Source organism: Actinophytocola xanthii, from assembly GCF_001921205.1.
Taxonomy (GTDB): Bacteria; Actinomycetota; Actinomycetes; order Mycobacteriales; family Pseudonocardiaceae; genus Actinophytocola; species Actinophytocola xanthii.
The window spans coordinates 1-17,183 of sequence record NZ_MSIE01000114.1 but is presented as its reverse complement, the minus strand read 5'-3'; the positions used below and the strand labels follow the sequence as shown (position 1 = coordinate 17,183).

Below are 17,183 nucleotides of genomic sequence, written 5' to 3'. Positions count from 1 at the left end.
CGGCGACGGGGCCGGCGACGGGGCCGGCGACGGGGCCGGCGACGGCAGCATCGGCGGCGCCTGGGGAGTCGGCGAGGGTGGCGGCCGCGGGGAAGCGGGCGCCGGTCCGGCCCACTCCTCGTGTTCTCGTGCGTTTTGCCTGGCGGCGGCGCTTGGCGGACGGGTCGTTCCGAGGATCGTCGTCGTGGGAGGGCACTCGTCGTCCTGTGGGCCGGGTGCAAGACCAGCCAGACACGATACGAGCGAGGCGGTCTCGGTCGGTGACGGCAGTGTTACCGCGCCGTTTCGGGTACGTGTGCGTACGCAGACGGCGGCCGCCCGCCACCGTGTGGTGGCGGGCGGCCGGTGTCCGGGTCGGAACTCAGAGCAGGGCGTTGGCGCGCTCCGCGCGCCTGGCCACCCACTTGGACAGCCGCTCCCAACGCCTGACGGAGTTCAACCGGCGGACCAGGCGCTGATGCTGCGCGACCTGCTCCGCCTCACGCATTCGTTCTCTGGCGAGACTTTCGTAGATCAGCATTGACTGGGAACCCTTCAAGCGGTTGTCGTACATGAGGTCGTTGAGCTGATCGATCACCATCGGGTTCATGCGGCTGCCTCCTGGGCGCGTGCGGCCCGCTCGGCCGCCTCACGAGCAACGTCCTCCTTGCGCGGACGGCCTCGCGGCCGCTTGCGGGCGATCACCGCTCCGCGCTCGAAGATCTCGCCGCCCCAGACCCCCCATGGCTCCTGCCGGGCCAGCGCACCGGCGAGGCACTCGCTGCGGACCGGGCAGTCCACGCAGAGCCGCTTCGCCAGCTCGAGGTCGGCCGGAGTGTCGGCGAACCACAGGTCCGGGTTGTCGCCCGACCTGCAGGGCAGGTCCAACCCGGCCGCCGGCGCGATGTCCAGCAACTCGCTCACGCCGGCTCCCGGGTCGAACAGTTCCGGAGGTGCCCCACCTTCCAGTGGGACAGTCGCGGTACTCATCAGGTGGAACTCCAGTTCTCTATCGCGGTTTCGTTGCAGTACCTCAAAAAACACGAAGGCCGCGGATCCGTTTACGGGTCCGCGGCCTTCGTGAGCCTGGCGACTTGACGTGGCGTCAAGTTCTCAGCTCACAAGTCAGAGCGGACAGTGGATACGGGAAATCAACGATCAGCGCCGGCACGCGGACGGGCCGGGCGGCAGCGGTGTACCGCTGTCGCTTCGCCTGATTGACGCGATGCGCGTCGCCGCCGACGGACACAGGGGTGCCCCAGGGCATGAGGTAACCCGCGGTGCACGTGATGCCGAGGTTCTTCACCGGGGCCACCTCCTTCGAGCGATCGTGAGCGGTTCTGTCCTGCCCATGCAGGCTATGACCCCTGACCACAGCCGTGCAACAGGTTTTTCGAGACTTCCCGACGAACTGTTACGGCCTCACGGCCGCGACCTCAGCAACGACAGCACCTCACTGCCGAACTTGTCCAGTTTGCTCGCCCCGATGCCGGCGATCGACACCAGGCCGGCGGGGTCCACCGGCCGCTGCTCGGCGATGGCGACCAGGGTCGCGTCGGTGAAGACCACGTAGGCCGGCACCTTCAGCGCCCTCGCCCGTCTCGCCCGCCACTCCTTCAGCCTGACCAGCAGTTCCTCGTCCAGATCCGCCGGACAGCCGGCGCACCGGCCCAGCTTGGTCGCGACCGCGTCGATCAACGCGGCCCCGCACACCCGGCACCGCAGGGCGGCCGCCGCGGGAGCCGCCTCGCGTCGGGCGCGGGTGAGCCTGGCCGTCGCGTGGTCCTCGGGGATCAGCCCATAGAGAAACCGGCTGCGCCGGCGGTTGCGCCGCCCGCCCTCCCCGCGCGCCAGCGCCCAGGACAGCGCCAGGTGCTCACGGGCCCGGGTGACGCCGACGTACAGCAGCCGCCGCTCCTCCTCCACCGCCGCGTCGTTGCCGTCCGCGTGCTGGATCGGCATCGTCCCCTCGACCAGCCCGACCAGGAACACGGCATCCCACTCCAGGCCCTTGGCCGCGTGCAGCGACGCGAGCGTGACGCCCTCGACGGTCGGCGGGTGCTGTGCCCTCGCCCGCATGTCCAGCTCGGCCACGTACTGCGCGAGATCCGCCCCCTCGACGTGGCTGGCCAGCTCCTCGGCCAGCTCCACCAGCGCAAGCAGCGACTCCCACCGCTCCCTGGCCGCCCCACCGGTCGGCGGTTCGGCCGACAGGCCGAGCGGTTCGAGCAGCTCACGCACGATCTTGGGCAGCTCGCCGGTCGGTGCCGAGGCCGCGGCGGTCCGCAGGGCAGCGGTCGCCTGCCGCACCTCGACCCGGGCGAAGAACCGCTCGCCGCCGCGGATCAGGTACGGGATGTCCAGTTCGGACAGCGCCTGCTCGTAGGCCTCCGACTGCGCGTTCACCCGGTAGAGCACGGCGATCTGGCTGGCCGGCGTGCCCGTGTCGATCAGCTCGGAGATCCGCCGCGCGACCGCCGCCGCCTCGGTCGGCTCGTCCTCGTACTCGGCGAACGACGGCTCGGGGCCCTCCGGCCGCTGGCCGACCAGCCTGAGCCGCGACCCGGCCGGCCGCTCCCGCGCGGCGGCCATCACCCGGTTGGCCAACGACACGACCTGCGGGGTCGACCGGTAGTCACGCTCGAGTCGCACAACCGTGGCGGTCGGGAACCGACGGGTGAAGTTCAGCAGCGGCCGCGGTGACGCGCCGGCGAACGAGTAAATCGTCTGGTTGGCGTCGCCCACCACGGTCAGGTCGTCGCGGTCACCGAGCCACGCGTCGAGCACGCGCTGCTGCAGCGGCGTCACGTCCTGGTACTCGTCGACCACGAAGCACCGGTACCGGTCGCGGAACTCCTCCGCGACCGCCGGGTGCTCGTCCAGCGCGGCGGCGGTGTGCAGGAGCAGGTCGTCGAAGTCGAGCAGGTTGGCCTTGGCCTTGAACGCCTCGTACCAGCGGTACACGCTCGCCACGAGCTCCACCGGCGCCGGCGACTGGCGACCCACCCGCCCGGCGGCGGCCGGGTAGTCGTCCGGGGTGACCAGCGACGCCTTCGCCCACTCGATCTCGGTGGCGAGGTCACGCAGCACCTCCGCCTCGGTGCCCGCGCCGGCCCGGTGCGCGGCCTGGCTGACCACCCGCAGCTTGCCGTCCAGCAGGTCCCACTGCGGCCCGCCGACCACCCGCGGCCAGAAGTAGCGGAGCTGACGCAGCGCCGCGGCGTGGAAGGTCCTGGCCTGGGCGCCGTGCACGCCGAGGGCACGCAGCCGGGTACGCATCTCGCCGGCCGCGCGGGCGGTGAAGGTCACCGCGAGCACCTGACCAGCCGCGACGTGGCCGGTGTGGATGAGCTGGGCGATGCGGTGGACGATCGTCCGGGTCTTGCCGGTGCCGGCGCCGGCCAACACGCAGACCGGACCCCGCGGGGCCCGCACCGCGGCGAGCTGCTCGGGGTCGAGACCGGCGAGCGGTCCGTCCTCGGGGATCTCCGCCTCCGCCTGCCGCCCAACCATGGGGGGCATCCTGACAGACCGCGGCGCTCCGGTCCGGGACGGACACGGTGCCGGCGCGAGTCGGCTGTAGGCAGGGCCCGTATCCTGTAGTTATGGCGCAGAAGCAGGACAAGGCGGCCGCCGCCGAGGCGAAGAAGGCTCGGAAGGCGGCGTCGAAGGCCAAGCGGAAGCAGATCTTCCAGGCGTTCAACATGCAACGCAAGGAGGACAAGGCACTCATCCCGCTGATGCTGGTCGCGTTCGTCGTCGTGACGGGCGTGGTGTTCGGCATCGGGCTGCTCCTCGGGATCGAGTGGTTCCTGCTCCCGGTCGGCATCGCCTTCGGCCTGCTCGCCGCGGTGATCCTGTTCGGACGCCGGGTCCAGCGCAACGTCTACGCCAAGGCCGACGGCCAGCCCGGCGCGGCCGGCTGGGCGCTGGACAACATGCGCGGTCGCTGGCGGGTCACGTCCGCGGTCGCCGGCACCACGCAGGGTGACTTCGTGCATCGGGTGCTGGGCCGGCCGGGCGTGGTGCTGGTCGCCGAGGGTGCGCCGCACCGGGTGAAGACCCTGCTCGCGCAGGAGAAGAAGCGGGTGGCCAGGGTCATCGGCGACACCCCGATCTACGACTTCGTCGTCGGCAACGACGAGAACCAGGTGCCGCTCGGCAAGCTCCAGTCACGCATCATGAAGCTGCCGAACAACCTCAAGCCCGTGCAGATCGACGCCCTGGAGAAGCGCATGTCCGCGCTGGCCCAGCGCGCCGCCGGCGCCCAGATGCCGAAGGGCCCGATGCCGCAGGGCGCCAAGATGCGCAGCGTCCAGCGCGCGATGCGCCGCCGCTGAGCGCCGCCCGGACCACGCCGCGACCGCGCCCGAGCGCTAAGCACGCCCGAGCGCTAAGCACGCCTGAGCGCTAAGCACGCCCGAGCACCAAGCACGCCCGAGCACCAAGCAGGCCCACGCACCGAACAGGGCCGCCCACGGGCCGCTCGAGCCACCAGCCCGCAGGAGCAAACGATTGCGAGCGGGTTATCTCGCCTCATGCGCTGGTGCGGGAACCACGGGCAGCACGGCGCGGACGGCGGTGCCGGTCTCGTCGCTGCGGTAGCTGAACTGGCCGGAGATCTCCCGGGCCCGCTGCGCCATGAACCGCAGGCCCATCCCCTGCCGGGTCGCTTCCGCGGAGACGCCCACCCCGTCGTCGCTCACCTCGACGACCAGGTGCGTCCCGTCGAGGTCGACGGTGACCTCCGCGCGGGTGGCACGGGCGTGGCGCACCACGTTGGTCAGCGCCTCGGCGACGATTCGGTAGGCGGCGACCTCCACCTGTTTGGACAGCACCGTCAGCTCCGGTGACAGGGTCGTCTCCACCTTCAGCGACGGTCCGGACAGGAAGATCGCCAGCTCACGCAGCGCACCCGACAGGCCCAGGGCGTCCAGCTCCGGCGGCCGCAAGCCGTGCACGACCCGCCGGACGACGAGCAGTGCCTCGTCGATGCCCTGGATCGCCCGCTCCAGCGCCGCACGGGCGAACTCGTCGGGCAGCGCCGAGCGGGCCGACTCGATCTGCAGACGAGTGCCGGCGAGCGTCGGGCCCACGTTGTCGTGCAGCTCCCGCGACAGGCGGGAGCGTTCCTCCTCCCGCGCCGTCACCAGCTGTTCGCGGCTGCGCAGCAGCTCCTCGTCCAGGCGCAGGGCCGCCACCACCGGGGCCACCTGGTCGGCCAGCGACACCAGGGCCTGGGCGCGCATGTCGTCTACATAGGACCGGCCGACCGGCGGGAGCACCAGCAGCCTGCCTACTCGGACGCCTCGGTACCACAGCTCGAACGTCGCCTGCTCGGCCTGCTCGGCGTCGTCGGGGGCGCCGACCTCGGCCAGCCGCCGGAAGCCGGCGTCGGTGTCGAGCTCGAGCCGGGCCATGCGCAGGCGCAGCGACCGCACCAGCTGCTCGCAGACCGCACTCGGCACCTCGGCGGTCTCCAGCTGGTTGCGCACCCGGTTCCCCAGCCGCACCGCCACGTCCACGACGTCCACCCGCGCACCCCAGACGAACCGGCGGGTCTGGCGGATCGCCAGCAACGCCACCGGGAACAGCAACGCACCCGCCACCCATGCCGGAAGCGCCGCGACCGGCGGCAGGGCGAACCCGCCGAGGTAGACCGCGAGCAGCACCCCGGCAGCGGCCACCCCGACCACCGCCCGCCGCACGACCAGGTCGAGGTCGAACAGCCGCTCGCGGGTCACCGCGACCGCGATGGCCAGCGGGATCAGCATGAACGCGACGACCTCGAGCGCGCGGTTCACCACCTGCGGCAGCTGGCCGGACAGGCTCTCGCGCAGCACCGCCTGTCCCGCCCCGAACAGGAACGCCAGCAACAGCAACGACATCCGCCGCCTGCGCACGCCGGTCGCGCGGAGCCACCGCGCCACCAGCCCGCCGACGGCCACGACCGTCGCCGCCAGCAGCAGGTACTCGCCCGCCACCAGGCAGAACCTCGACAGCTCCTGCCACTGCGGCCGCGCCAGCGGGTTGGGCACGACGTAGCGGGCGGGGAAGACCTCCTCGGTCAGCGCCAGGCCGACCTCGTACACCAGGATGCCCACCCCACAGAGCGCGACCGCCCACCACCAGCGCCGGTTCGGCAGCCGGCCGTCGGGGTAGATCATCGGCAGCACGGTCGTGATGGCCCAGATCGGCGGCGCCCAGAACCAGACCTGGATACCGACCAGCACCTTCACCACCGGGTCGTCGGCGGACCCCAAAGCGCCGGCGAGCGAGGTCATCAGCACCCCGAGCCCGGTCCAGGCGGCGATCACGAGCATCGTCCAGCCGAGGGCGTTGGCCGGCCGGTGCCAGGTGACCAGCCCGCCCATCGCCGAGAACGTGACCGCGACCGCGATGTTCAACGGCACCGGGTCGTAGCCGGAGTACGCCCAGGCATCGGCGACCTGCGCGGTGACCGCCGCGGCGACACCGGTCAGCAGGCCGAGGGCCGCGAGCACACCGCCGAGGAGCCGGTGGGACGATCCGCCCTCCCCCGGCCGGCGCGTGCGCATGTCCGGCTCCTCGGGCAGGGGACTCATCCAATACGACGCAGATCGTATGGGGGGCGCCGCCGCCTCGTCACCGGCCTAACGGGTGCGAACGACGACCGTTCCGACTGCCCTGTCGTGCAGTCCGCGCCCGTTCGCGTCGATCAGCGCGGCCGGCAGGATGACCGCCGTCATGGCCGTTCTGACCACCGCGCGCAGCGGCCCGACGAACTGCGTGCCGTCCACCCGCACCACCCGGACACCCAGGGCGAACATCCCGGGAGTGAAGCCGAACACCGAGACGGCGCCGGCCGAGACCAGGAACCAGACCAGGACCGCCCAGGCGTTGAACGTGCTCATGACCTCCGGCCTTGCCACGTCCACCTCGACGAACAGGCTGGTCAGCAGCGACGCGACGACCAGGTCCAGCACGAACGCGGCCAACCTCGCTCCCCGGCCGGCGACCGAGCCCGGACCGGCCTCCGGCAGCCCCATGCCCTCGCCGGGCCACTTCGGCGGGTCCTCCCCCGGACCGCTCGCCGAACCCGGCCCGGACAGCCACGTACCGGTCCACCTGTCGCTCACCCCTCCAGCGTAGGACCAGGTGCGCCGGAGGGTGCCAACTGGCATGCTCGGATGTTCTACACCCGGTCGTTAACACCGGCGAAACATGAGGGTGATGGTCGGGCAACACCGCACTCATAGCTTGGCCGCGACGGCGAAGCCGGTCCGCAAGTAAGGAGCCAACGAGCGTGTTCAACACTTCCGACGAGGTCCTGAGCTTCATCTCCGACGAAGGGGTGAAGTTTGTCGACGTCCGGTTCTGCGACCTCCCGGGCATCATGCAGCACTTCACGGTGCCGGTGCAGTCGTTCGACGAGGACACGATCAGCGAGGGCCTGGCCTTCGACGGCTCCTCGGTGCGTGGCTTCCAGCAGATCCACGAGTCGGACATGCTCCTGCTCCCGGACCTGGCCACCGCGCGGCTGGACCCGTTCCGGGCCGACAAGACCCTCAACATCAACTTCTTCGTGCACGACCCGCTGACCCGCGAGGCGTACAGCCGCGACCCGCGCAACATCGCCCGCAAGGCCGAGGAGTACCTGAACGAGTCCGGTGTCGCCGACACCGCCTACTTCGGTCCCGAGGCCGAGTTCTACATCTTCGACTCGGTGCGCTTCGACTCCGCGGAGAACGGCTCCTTCCACGAGATCGACTCGGTCGAGGGCTGGTGGAACACCGGCGTCGACGAGGCCGGCGGCAACCGCGGCTACAAGACCAAGTACAAGAGCGGCTACTTCCCGGTGCCGCCGGTCGACCACTTCGCCGACCTGCGCGCCGAGATCTCGCTGAAGCTGATGGAGTCGGGCTTCACCGTCGAGCGCGCCCACCACGAGGTCGGCACCGCGGGCCAGGCCGAGATCAACTACAAGTTCAACACGCTCCTGCACGCGGCCGACGACCTGCAGCTGTTCAAGTACATCGTGAAGAACACTGCCTGGGCCGCCGGCAAGACCGCGACGTTCATGCCCAAGCCGCTGTTCGGCGACAACGGCTCCGGCATGCACTGCCACCAGTCGCTGTGGAAGGACGGGGAGCCGCTGTTCTACGACGAGTCCGGCTACGCCGGGCTGTCCGACACCGCGCGGCACTACATCGGCGGCCTGCTGCACCACGCGCCGAGCCTGCTGGCGTTCACCAACCCGACGGTGAACTCCTACCACCGCCTGGTGCCCGGCTTCGAGGCCCCGGTCAACCTGGTCTACTCGCAGCGCAACCGCTCGGCATGCGTGCGCATCCCGATCACCGGCGACAACGCGAAGGCCAAGCGCATCGAGTTCCGCTGCCCCGACTCCTCCGGCAACCCCTACCTGGCGTTCTCCGCCATGGTCATGGCCGGTATGGACGGCATCCGGAACAAGATCGAGCCGGCGACGCCGATCGACAAGGACCTCTACGAGCTGCCGCCGGACGAGGCCAAGGACGTCGCCACCGTGCCGGCGTCGCTGAACGCGGTGCTCGACAGCCTGGAGGCCGACCACGAGTTCCTGCTCGAGGGCGGGGTGTTCACCCCCGACGTGATCGAGACGTGGATCGACTTCAAGCGCGAGAACGAGATCGACCCGCTGCGCCTGCGGCCGCACCCCTACGAGTTCGCCCTCTACTACGACGTCTGATTCACCACCGGCAACGGGCCGGCGGTCCTGGGGGAATCCCGGCCGCCGGCCCGTTTCTGTTCCCGTCCGCCTCAGTCCTGTCCGGCGAGAACCTCCGGGCGCAGGCCGGACTTCTCGAGGACCCGTCTCGGGTCCTCGAGGAGTTTGCGCGCGTCGAGGTCCATGAGACCGGCGACGCAGTAGAGCTCGGCGGCGAGCGTGCCGTCCGCCTTGGTGATCATCGAGTCGATGTGGAAGGTCTTGCCGGTACCGAACTTCAGCTCGCAGGAGACCTCGACGGTCTCGTTGCCGCGCAGCTCGCGGCGGAAGTGAACCGTCGTGGACAGCAGGACCGGCGCGGTGCGCTGCTCGACCAGGCCGTTCCAGTCGCAGCCGGCCGCGGTGAACCCCGCCGTCCTCGCCACCTCGCCGTACTGGTGGTAGACGGCGTGGTTGACGTGCCCGAGCGCGTCCAGCTCGTAGCCGCGCACGGTGACGGGGATGCGAAAGGTCACCGCCCCACTGTAGGAGCCGGTACCGACAACGCCGGGTGGAGCGTGACCGACGGCTCAGTCCTCGTAGAACAACCGCTCGACAACGGCCCGCGCCCGGCGCATCGTGCGCCGGTAGGAGTCGAGGAACTCGCCGGTGTCGGGGTCGGTCGTGGACCGCAGCACCCCGGCGACGGCCGCCAGCTCCCGACCGGAGGTCGGCAGCTGATCGGCCACCTTTCCCCGCACGACCGTGAGCGCGTTGCGGGTCCTGGTGGCCAGCAGCCACGCCTCGCGCAGGGCCGTCGCGTCCACGTCGTCAAGCAGGCCGGCCGCCTCCGCCGCACCGAGCCCGTCGATCGTGGAGGTGGTACGCAGGGCCGGCACCGCCGAGCCGTGGCGCAGCTGCAACAGCTGCAACGTCCACTCGATGTCGGCCAGGCCCCCCCGGCCGAGCTTGGTGTGCAGCGCCGGGTCGGCGCCGCGCGGCAGGCGTTCGGTGTCGACCCTGGCCTTGATCCGGCGGATCTCCCGAACCCGGTCGGCCTCCAGCCCGCCTTCGGGGTAGCGCAGCGGGTCGACCAGCTCGATGAAGCGCGCGCCCAGGCTCTCGTCGCCGGCGATCGGCCGGGCCCGCAGCAGGGCCTGGGCCTCCCACACCTCGGCCCACTGCCCGTAGTAGGCCCGGTAGGAGTCCAGCGTGCGCACGATCGCGCCCTGCCTGCCCTCCGGGCGCAGGTCGACGTCCACGTGCAGCGGCGGGTCCTGGCTCGGCGCGCCAAGCAGCTTGCGCACGGTCTGCGCGACCCGGCCCGCGTAGCGCACCGCCTCGGAGTCCGATGAGCCGTCGGTCGGCTCGCAGACGAACAGCACGTCGGCGTCCGAGCCGTAGCCGAGCTCGGCCCCGCCAAGACGCCCCATGCCGATCACGGAGATGGTCGCCTTGCGGCCGGACGCGGCGCTCTCCGCCCGGTCGACGACGGCCAACGTCGCCTGGAGCACGGCCACCCACACGTTGGACAGCCCGCGGCAGACCGACAGCAGGTCCAAGAACCCCAACAGGTCCGCCGCCGCCAGCCGCAGCAGCTCGTGGCGCCGAAGGGAGCGCGCCGCGGCGACCGCGTTGCCCAGGTACGCCTGCCGGTTGACCGCCTGCCGCATCGAGGTGACCACGTCGGCCGGGTCCCGGCCGGCCAGCTTCTCCGGGTCGCCGAGCTGCCGCAGCACCTCGGGGGCACGCATGATCAGGTCGGGCACGAGCTTCGAGGTCCCGAGCAGCACCGCGAGCCGCTCGACGACGGCCGCCTCGTCCCGCAGCACCCGTAGGTACCAGTCGATGCCGGACAGCGCCTCGGACACCCGGCGGTAGGCCAGCAGGCCGCCGTCCGGATCGGGGGTCTCGGCCAGCATCTCGAGCAACGCGGGCAGCAACGTGCCCTGGATCGCGGCGCGCCGGGACACACCGGTGGTGAGCGCCTCGATGTGGCGCAGCGCACCGTCGGGAGCCGCGTAGCCGAGGGCGGCGAGCCTGACCTGGGCCTGCTTGGGCGACAGGCGCAGGGTTTCCCCGGGCACCCGGGCCACGGCCTCCAGCAGCGGCCGGTAGAACAGCTTCTCGTGCAGCCGGCGCACCCGCCGACCGTGCCGGCGGTACTCCTCGAGCAGCACCTGCCCCTCACCGCGGCCGCGGTCGGGACGGATGCCCACCGCCCGGGCGAGCCAGCGCAGGTCATCGGTGTCGGCGTCCGCGGGGAACAGGTGGGTTCGGCGCAGCTTGCGCAGCTGCAGGCGGTGCTCCAGCAGGCGGAGGAACCGGTAGGACTCGCCGAGCTCGGCGGCGTCGGCGCGCCCGACGTAGCCTCCCGCGCCCAGCGCGGCCAGGGTGTCCACGGTGGAGCGCAGGCGCAACGCCTCGTCGGTGCGGCCGTGCACGAGCTGGAGCAGCTGCACCGCGAACTCCACGTCCCGCAGCCCGCCGCGGCCGAGCTTGAGGTCCCGGTCGGTCAGTCCCGCCGGCACGTGGTCCTCCACCCGGCGCCGCATCGACCGCACGTCGTCGACGAACTTGTCCCGGTCCGCCGCCGACCAGACCAGGGGCTGGACGACGTCGAGGTACTCCTCGCCCAACTCCGCGTCCCCGGCGACCGGGCGGGCCTTGAGCAACGCCTGGAACTCCCAGGTGCGCGCCCACCGCCGGTAGTAGGCGGCATGCCCGTCGAGGGTGCGGACCAGCGGCCCGGCCTTGCCCTCCGGCCGCAGCGCGGCGTCGACCTCGAAGCAGGCCTGGGTCGCGACCCGCATCATCGTGCTGGCCATGCGGGTCGCGGCGTCGATGTCACCGTCCCCGACGAACAGCACGTCGACGTCGCTGACGTAGTTCAGCTCGGTGCCGCCGCACTTGCCCATGGCGATGACCGCGAGGCGGCAGGTGTCCCTGGCCTCACCCGCGGCCGCGACGGCGAGCGCGGCATGCAGGCCGGCCTCGGCGAGCGCGGTCAGCCGAGCCGTGGTCTGGGCGTAGCTCGGCTCCGGCAGGTCCCGCTCGACGAGGTGGCCGAGGTCGTCGCCGGCGATCTCCAGCAGCAGCCCGCGGTAGGCGGCGCGCAGCGCGCGCACGGCATCGGCTCTGGTGAGCCCGGCGACGCCGTCGCCGTCGGCCTCGACCGCCTCCAGCAGGACGCGGGAGTAGTCGGCGACCGAGTGCTGGCGGTCGGTCAGCAGCCGGCGCCACTCCCCCGGCCGCGAGATCACGAAGTCGGCCAGCGCCGTCGACGTGCCGAGCACGGACAGCAGCCGGCCGCGCAGCCCGCGGTCGGTCGCCACGGCTCGGCTCAGACCCGACCATCCGTCCTCGTCCGAGTCGCGGAGCCGGTCGATCCCGAGCACCGCCAGATCCGGGTCCGGGCTGCGGGACAGGCCGGCCATGCTGGACTCGTGGTCGGAAGCCGGCCCGGCGTCGGACCACCAGCCGGCGGCCCGCAGGTACTCCGCGGCCCGGTCCCCGCTGAGCCCGAAGCGGGCGATCGAGGGCGTGGCGCGGACGGAGTCTGCCATCGCCCCGCCCTACTGCCCGAGCAGGGGCAGCTGCGGGCGCGACGCGGCGGCGAGCTCACCGGACGCCAGCCGGACGAACGCTTCCGCCACCGGGCGCCAGGTCTCCTCCAGGTCGGCATGCAGCTGGTCGAGGCGTTCCCTGCGCAGTGCGCCGGGAGCGGCGAACTCGGCCTCGTCTGCGTGGTCCCGGGCCCAGGCGAGGACGGTGTCGGTCGTGGTCTCGATGTGGAACTGCAGCCCGTAACCGCACCTCCCGATCCGGAACGCCTGGTTCGGGTAGCGGGTGGCCGCGGCGAGCAGCGCCGTGTTCGGCGGCAGCCGCTCGACGACGTCGGAGTGGAACTGGAGGACGTCCGGCATCAGCGGCAGCTCGGCGAACAGCGGGTCGGTCCAGCCGAGGTCCCGCTTGGCGACCAGGGCGGGACCGATCTCCGGCCCGTCCGCGCCCCGCGCGACCGTGCCCCCCGCGGCGACGGCGAGCAGCTGGGCGCCGAGGCAGATCGCGAGCGTCGGCAGCTGCCGGGTGACGGCTTCGGCCAGCAGCCGCCGGACGTCGGCGAGCCACGGGTAGTCGAGGTCGTCGGTGGCACCCATCTCGCCGCCGAGGACGACCAGCCCGGCATGCCCCGCGAGGTCGGCCGGCAGGGTCGACGGGGTCACGAGGTGCAGGTCGGCGCCGGCGGCGGTCAGCCAGTCACCGAGCGGACCCGGCGGGTCCTGGGCGTCGGGCTGGATCACGAGCAGGCTGGTCACGCCTTCCAGGGTAGTCACGCGCGGGCGGCTCAGGCCGGGGCGGTGAACTCGATCTCGGTGGTGTCGAACACCGGCCGGAAGCCGATCTTCTGGTAGATGGAGTTCGACGTGGGGTTGGCCAGGTCGGTGAACAGCAGGACGTGCTCGGCCCCGGCGGCGCCGGCCCAGCGGGCGGCGGCCGCGGTGACCGCCGAGCCGTAGCCGCGGTTACGCAGGTCCGGCGGCGTGAAGACCGGGCCGATTCGCGACATCGCACCGGTCGGGACGCTCGCGGTCGCCCAGGCCACCGGTTCACCGGCGTCCTCCCAGAGGACCACGCCCTCGCCGCGGCGGAGCGCACCGCGGAGGATCTCCTCTGCGTGCCGCACGACGTGCTCGTGGCCCAGCGCCTCGCTGGTGAACTCGCTGCGCCAACGCGTGAGCAGCTCGACGTCGGCCTCGATCGCGACGCGCTCAGCCCCGGACACGGCGGGCGGGCGGAGCTCACCCAGGGCGTAGAGCCGGCCGGCCATCACCTCCCGCAGGCCGGCGCCGGTGAGCGCCGCCCACTCGACGGCGAAGACCTCGGCCAGCTCACGGGGGCCGTTGACACCGGGCAGATCGGGGTCGAGGTCCGCCAGGAGCTCGACAGCGGCACGGGCGGTGCTCGGCGGCAACCCGCTGACGATCAGCGGCCAGGGCGGGGTGCGCAGCCCCACCCCGCACAGCGCACCCTGGTGGTGGACGGTGAACATGACCGGGTCGATCGAGGGGTCGTCCAGGTAGCGGTCCAGAACGGTGACCGCCAGGGTGTGGCGGACGGGATCGGCGAGGTAGAAGTCACCGACCGCGGCCCGGAACTCGGCCGGGTCCTCATAGGTCTGGACGTCCATGCCCCAGGGTGGCTCGGTCTCGGGACCGTAGTCCACCGATTTTGCCAGTCGGCTCCGTTCCGCCGTGCGGTACCAGCCGGCGGTCCACGCCTCGTGCATCGAGAGATCCCAGTTCATGCCGCCACGGTGGCGGCCCGATCCTGTGAGAACCTTGCATGAACCTTCGGGGGTGGGTCGTGCTGGTTTTCCGGCTGTTGGGCGAGGTCGAGGCCACGGGTTCGCCGGTCCCGCTCGGGCACGCCAGGCAGCGCGCAGTGCTGGCGGTGCTGCTGGTGGAGGTCAACCAGGTCGTGTCGCGCGACGCGCTGATCGACCGGGCGTGGGGCGAGCGACTGCCGCGCCACCCCAGGGACGCGCTCTACAGCTACCTGTCCCGGCTGCGGGCGAGCGTGGCGATCGACCGGCGGGGCAGTGGCTACGTGCTCACCGCGGAGCCGATGAGCGTCGACGTACACCGTTTCCTCCGCTTGGCCGACCGGGCCGCTGCCGCCGAGGACGACCAGACCGCGCTCGCCGCGTTCGACGAGGCTCTCGGGTTGTGGCGGGGCGAGCCGTTCGCGGGGCTGGACTCGCCGTGGTTCGGGGAGATCCGGGAGCGGTTGGCACGACGGCGGCAGGCCGCCGAGCTGGACCGCAACGACGTCCGGCTTCGGCTCGGGCTGCACGACCGGGTTCTGGCCGAGGCACCCGCGGCCACCACGACCAACGAACGCCTCGCGGGACAGGTCATGCTCGCGCTGCACGTGGGGGGCCGGCAGGCCGACGCGCTGCGGTACTTCGAGCGGGTACGCGGCCGGCTCGCCGAGGAGCTCGGGACCGACCCGAGCGGGGACCTGCGCGGGGTCCACCACCAGGTCCTGACCGCGGGCGGACCGATCGTGCCGCGCCAGCTCCCCGCCTCGCCGCCGTCGTTCACCGGCCGGGCCGCGGAGCTGGCGCGGCTGGGCGAGCTGCTGGCCGCGTCGCCGGTCGTCGTGATCACCGGGGGCGGCGGGATGGGCAAGACGTGGCTCGCCCTGCGCTGGGCGCACGACAACGCGCACCGCTTCCCCGACGGGCAGCTGTACGTGAACCTCGGCGGGTTCGACCCGACCGCCGAGCCGATGCGACCGGCGACCGCGGTGCGCGGCCTGCTCGCCGGGCTCGGGACCGCACCGGCGGCGATCCCCGCCGAGCTCGACGCCCAGGCGGCGCTGTACCGAAGCATGATCGCGGGGCGGCGGACGCTGGTCGTCCTCGACAACGCCAGGGACCTCGCGCAGGTCGCCCCGCTGCTGCCCGGCACGGGACCCAGCGCGGTGCTGGTCACCAGCCGCAGCCAGCTCACCGGTCTCATCTGCGGTCAGGGCGCCGGCGTGCTCACGCTCCCACTGCTCACCGACGCGGCGGCGGTCGAGCTGCTGACCAGGCGGCTCGGCACCGCCGCGGTGTCCGCCGAACCCGAGGCGGTGCGTGAGATCACGCTCCGCTGCGCGGGGCTTCCGCTGGCGCTGGGCGTCGCCGCCGCCCGCGCCGCCACCGGGCCGGGGCTCGCCGGGCTTGCCGGCGAGCTGCGCTCGGCCTGCCTGGACGCGCTCGACCCCGACGAACCCGGGAGCGGTCTGCGCGCGGTGTTCTCGGTGTCCTACCGGGCACTCGACGAGGAGACAGCACGGGCGTTCCGCCTGCTGGCCCGGGCACCCGGACCGGACATCGGCCTGCTGGCGGCAGCCCACCTGCTGGCGCCCGGCGAACCGGCGCGGCTCGTCCGTCGCCTCACCACGGCACACCTGGTGCGGGAGAACCGGCCCGGGCGCTTCCGCATGCACGACCTCGTCCGGCTCTACGCGGCTGAGCTGCCCGACGACGGCGACGGTCGGGCTCGGCTGCTGGCCTACTACCGCCACGCCGCGGTCGCGGCCATGCGTCGCTTCGCCCCCGCCGAGTCCTACCGCCGCCCGGAGGTCGACGAGGTGGTGTGGCCGACACCGGAGTTCGCCACATTCGACCAGGCCCGCGACTGGTTGGACACCGAGCGGGCCAACCTGGTCGCCGCCGCCGCGGTCGACGACACCGGTCGGCTGGCGATGACCGTGTTCAGGTACTTCGAGGCGGGAGCACACCACCAGGACGCGCTCACCCTGCACGGCCGCGCACGGGACGCCACCGGGCCCGACAGTCGTGAGCACGGCCACGCGCTCCTGCACCTCGGGACCGTCCTGCTCCACCTCGGCAGGACGGGCGAGGCACTCGAGCACCACGAGCGCGCACTTCGCCACGCCCGGCGCCACGGGGACACGGTTCTGGAGACGTGTGCGGCCTGCGGAATGGCCGCGGCCCACGAGCAACGCCAGGAGTACGAGGCCGCGCTCGAGCACTACGAGCACGCGCTGGCGGTGGCGCGCGGCAACGGGCACCGCCACCGGGAGGGTGTCGCCCTGAACAACCTCGGCGACCTGTGCGGCCTCACCGGTCAGTACGCGCTGGCAGCCGAGGTACTCACCCAGGGCCTGGAGATCGCCGGGGAGTGCGGGGACCTGGGTCTGGTCGCCTACCTGCTGGCCAACCTGGGAGATGTCTACGAGGGTCTCGGACGGCAGCGCGAGGGTGTCGCCTACCTGGGACGGGCGCTGGAGCTGGCGCGGGCGGGCGGCAACCGCGGCCTGGAGGTCTGCGTGCTCAACGACCTGGGCCGGGCGAGCGGGGATGTCGAAAAGGCGGACCGTCGTCCGACGCGTTGAGGAGACCACCTTTCTGCGAAGGGAACGACGAGATGGGCAGGACCATCACCGGTGCGACGATGTCGATCGACGGCTACATCGCCGGCCCCGGAGAAAGCGGCTTCGACCTGTTGTTCCAGTGGTACGGCAACGGCGAGGTCGAGCTCCCGACCGCCAGTCCCTACGTGCCGCCGCTGCGCCTCTCCCCGGCGAGCGCGGAGCTGGTCAGGCGGGAGTGGGGGAACACCGGTGCCCTGGTCGTCGGCCGGCACCTCTATGACATGACGAACGCCTGGGGTGGCCGCCACCCGATCGACGTGACCACGGTCGTGCTCACCCATCAACGCCCGGCCGACCGACCGGAGGACGACGAGAACTTCGTCTTCGTCACCGCGGGCATCGAGGCCGCGGTGGCCAGGGCGAAGGAGATCGCCGGGGACAAGGACGTGGTCGTCAACGGCGGTCAGATGGCTCGCCAGGCGCTGGAGGCCGGCCTGCTCGACGAGGTCGGCGTCGAACTGGTGCCGGTTGTGCTGGGCGCGGGAAAGACCCTGTTCGGTGAGCTCGCCGCGACGCCGGTGCAGTTCGACGGCCCGATCGCGGTCGTCCAGGGCGACGGCGTGACCCACCTGCGCTACCGAGTTCG

14 protein-coding genes are annotated in these 17,183 nt (G+C 72.3%); 4 read left to right on the top strand and 10 right to left on the bottom strand.

Going from position 1 to position 17,183, the window contains the following annotated elements; all coding sequences use genetic code 11:
• Positions 1-361 precede the first annotated feature (361 nt).
• The 4 genes from BU204_RS36210 to BU204_RS36200 form a co-directional block, all read right to left on the bottom strand.
• On the bottom strand, positions 362-589 hold the full coding sequence (locus tag BU204_RS36210) for a hypothetical protein (protein ID WP_075130317.1): 228 nt from the start codon (positions 587-589) through the stop codon (positions 362-364).
• Positions 586-969 carry a WhiB family transcriptional regulator gene (locus BU204_RS36205; protein ID WP_075130316.1) on the bottom strand — a complete coding sequence of 128 codons (384 nt, stop codon included), beginning with the start codon at positions 967-969 and terminating at the stop codon, positions 586-588. The genes BU204_RS36210 and BU204_RS36205 overlap by 4 nt, the downstream gene beginning before the upstream one ends.
• Positions 970-1,084: 115 nt before the next feature.
• Positions 1,085-1,285, bottom strand: coding sequence for a hypothetical protein (locus tag BU204_RS39710; protein WP_143230005.1), 201 nt, complete (start codon positions 1,283-1,285; stop codon positions 1,085-1,087).
• Positions 1,286-1,401: 116 nt separating this feature from the next.
• Entirely contained in the window at positions 1,402-3,492 is a 2,091-nt protein-coding gene (locus tag BU204_RS36200; RefSeq protein WP_075130315.1) for an ATP-dependent DNA helicase UvrD2, read from the bottom strand.
• Positions 3,493-3,584: 92 nt separating this feature from the next.
• Here BU204_RS36200 and BU204_RS36195 point away from each other — a divergent pair, with 92 nt between their 5' ends.
• Positions 3,585-4,319, top strand: coding sequence for a DUF4191 domain-containing protein (locus BU204_RS36195; RefSeq protein ID WP_075130314.1), 735 nt, complete (start codon positions 3,585-3,587; stop codon positions 4,317-4,319).
• A gap of 186 nt (positions 4,320-4,505) precedes the next feature.
• Here the strand turns inward: BU204_RS36195 and BU204_RS42110 are convergent, their stop codons facing one another.
• Positions 4,506-6,536, bottom strand: a complete 2,031-nt coding sequence (locus BU204_RS42110; protein WP_075130313.1) for a sensor histidine kinase — start codon at positions 6,534-6,536, stop codon at positions 4,506-4,508.
• Between the two features lie 75 nt (positions 6,537-6,611).
• Positions 6,612-7,097 (bottom strand): RDD family protein, encoded by a 486-nt coding sequence (locus BU204_RS36185; RefSeq protein WP_233161025.1) that lies wholly within the window; start codon positions 7,095-7,097, stop codon positions 6,612-6,614.
• Between the two features lie 167 nt (positions 7,098-7,264).
• Here BU204_RS36185 and glnA point away from each other — a divergent pair, with 167 nt between their 5' ends.
• Positions 7,265-8,689 (top strand): type I glutamate--ammonia ligase, encoded by a 1,425-nt coding sequence (glnA, locus tag BU204_RS36180; protein ID WP_075130311.1) that lies wholly within the window; start codon positions 7,265-7,267, stop codon positions 8,687-8,689.
• Positions 8,690-8,760: 71 nt separating this feature from the next.
• Here the strand turns inward: glnA and BU204_RS36175 are convergent, their stop codons facing one another.
• Genes BU204_RS36175 through BU204_RS36160 form a run of 4 tightly spaced genes read right to left on the bottom strand, consistent with a single transcriptional unit; the run spans position 8,761 to position 13,955 of the window.
• Entirely contained in the window at positions 8,761-9,183 is a 423-nt protein-coding gene (locus BU204_RS36175; RefSeq protein ID WP_075130310.1) for an acyl-CoA thioesterase, read from the bottom strand.
• A 54-nt stretch (positions 9,184-9,237) separates the two neighbouring features.
• On the bottom strand, positions 9,238-12,213 hold the full coding sequence (locus BU204_RS36170) for a bifunctional [glutamine synthetase] adenylyltransferase/[glutamine synthetase]-adenylyl-L-tyrosine phosphorylase (protein WP_075130309.1): 2,976 nt from the start codon (positions 12,211-12,213) through the stop codon (positions 9,238-9,240).
• Positions 12,214-12,222: 9 nt separating this feature from the next.
• The gene (locus BU204_RS36165) at positions 12,223-12,966 is read right to left on the bottom strand and encodes a type 1 glutamine amidotransferase (protein WP_075130308.1); all 744 of its coding nucleotides are present in this window, start codon (positions 12,964-12,966) and stop codon (positions 12,223-12,225) included.
• 29 nt (positions 12,967-12,995) lie between these two features.
• Positions 12,996-13,955, bottom strand: coding sequence for a GNAT family N-acetyltransferase (locus BU204_RS36160; RefSeq protein WP_083661948.1), 960 nt, complete (start codon positions 13,953-13,955; stop codon positions 12,996-12,998).
• A gap of 38 nt (positions 13,956-13,993) precedes the next feature.
• Between BU204_RS36160 and BU204_RS36155 the strand changes: the two genes are divergently transcribed.
• Positions 13,994-16,558, top strand: coding sequence for an AfsR/SARP family transcriptional regulator (locus tag BU204_RS36155; protein WP_075130307.1), 2,565 nt, complete (start codon positions 13,994-13,996; stop codon positions 16,556-16,558).
• A gap of 32 nt (positions 16,559-16,590) precedes the next feature.
• Positions 16,591-17,183 (top strand): dihydrofolate reductase family protein (locus BU204_RS36150; RefSeq protein WP_075130306.1); only part of this gene is annotated, 593 nt, incomplete at its 3' end.

Coding starts and splice junctions, on each gene's coding strand:
- BU204_RS36195 (WP_075130314.1), top strand. CDS start 3,585: ATGGCGCAGAAGCAGGACAAGGCGGCCGCCGCCGAGGCGAAGAAGGCT.
- BU204_RS36210 (WP_075130317.1), bottom strand. CDS start 589: ATGAACCCGATGGTGATCGATCAGCTCAACGACCTCATGTACGACAAC.
- BU204_RS36160 (WP_083661948.1), bottom strand. CDS start 13,955: ATGAACTGGGATCTCTCGATGCACGAGGCGTGGACCGCCGGCTGGTAC.
- BU204_RS36205 (WP_075130316.1), bottom strand. CDS start 969: ATGAGTACCGCGACTGTCCCACTGGAAGGTGGGGCACCTCCGGAACTG.
- BU204_RS36155 (WP_075130307.1), top strand. CDS start 13,994: ATGAACCTTCGGGGGTGGGTCGTGCTGGTTTTCCGGCTGTTGGGCGAG.
- BU204_RS36200 (WP_075130315.1), bottom strand. CDS start 3,492: ATGGTTGGGCGGCAGGCGGAGGCGGAGATCCCCGAGGACGGACCGCTC.
- BU204_RS36170 (WP_075130309.1), bottom strand. CDS start 12,213: ATGGCAGACTCCGTCCGCGCCACGCCCTCGATCGCCCGCTTCGGGCTC.
- BU204_RS42110 (WP_075130313.1), bottom strand. CDS start 6,536: ATGCGCACGCGCCGGCCGGGGGAGGGCGGATCGTCCCACCGGCTCCTC.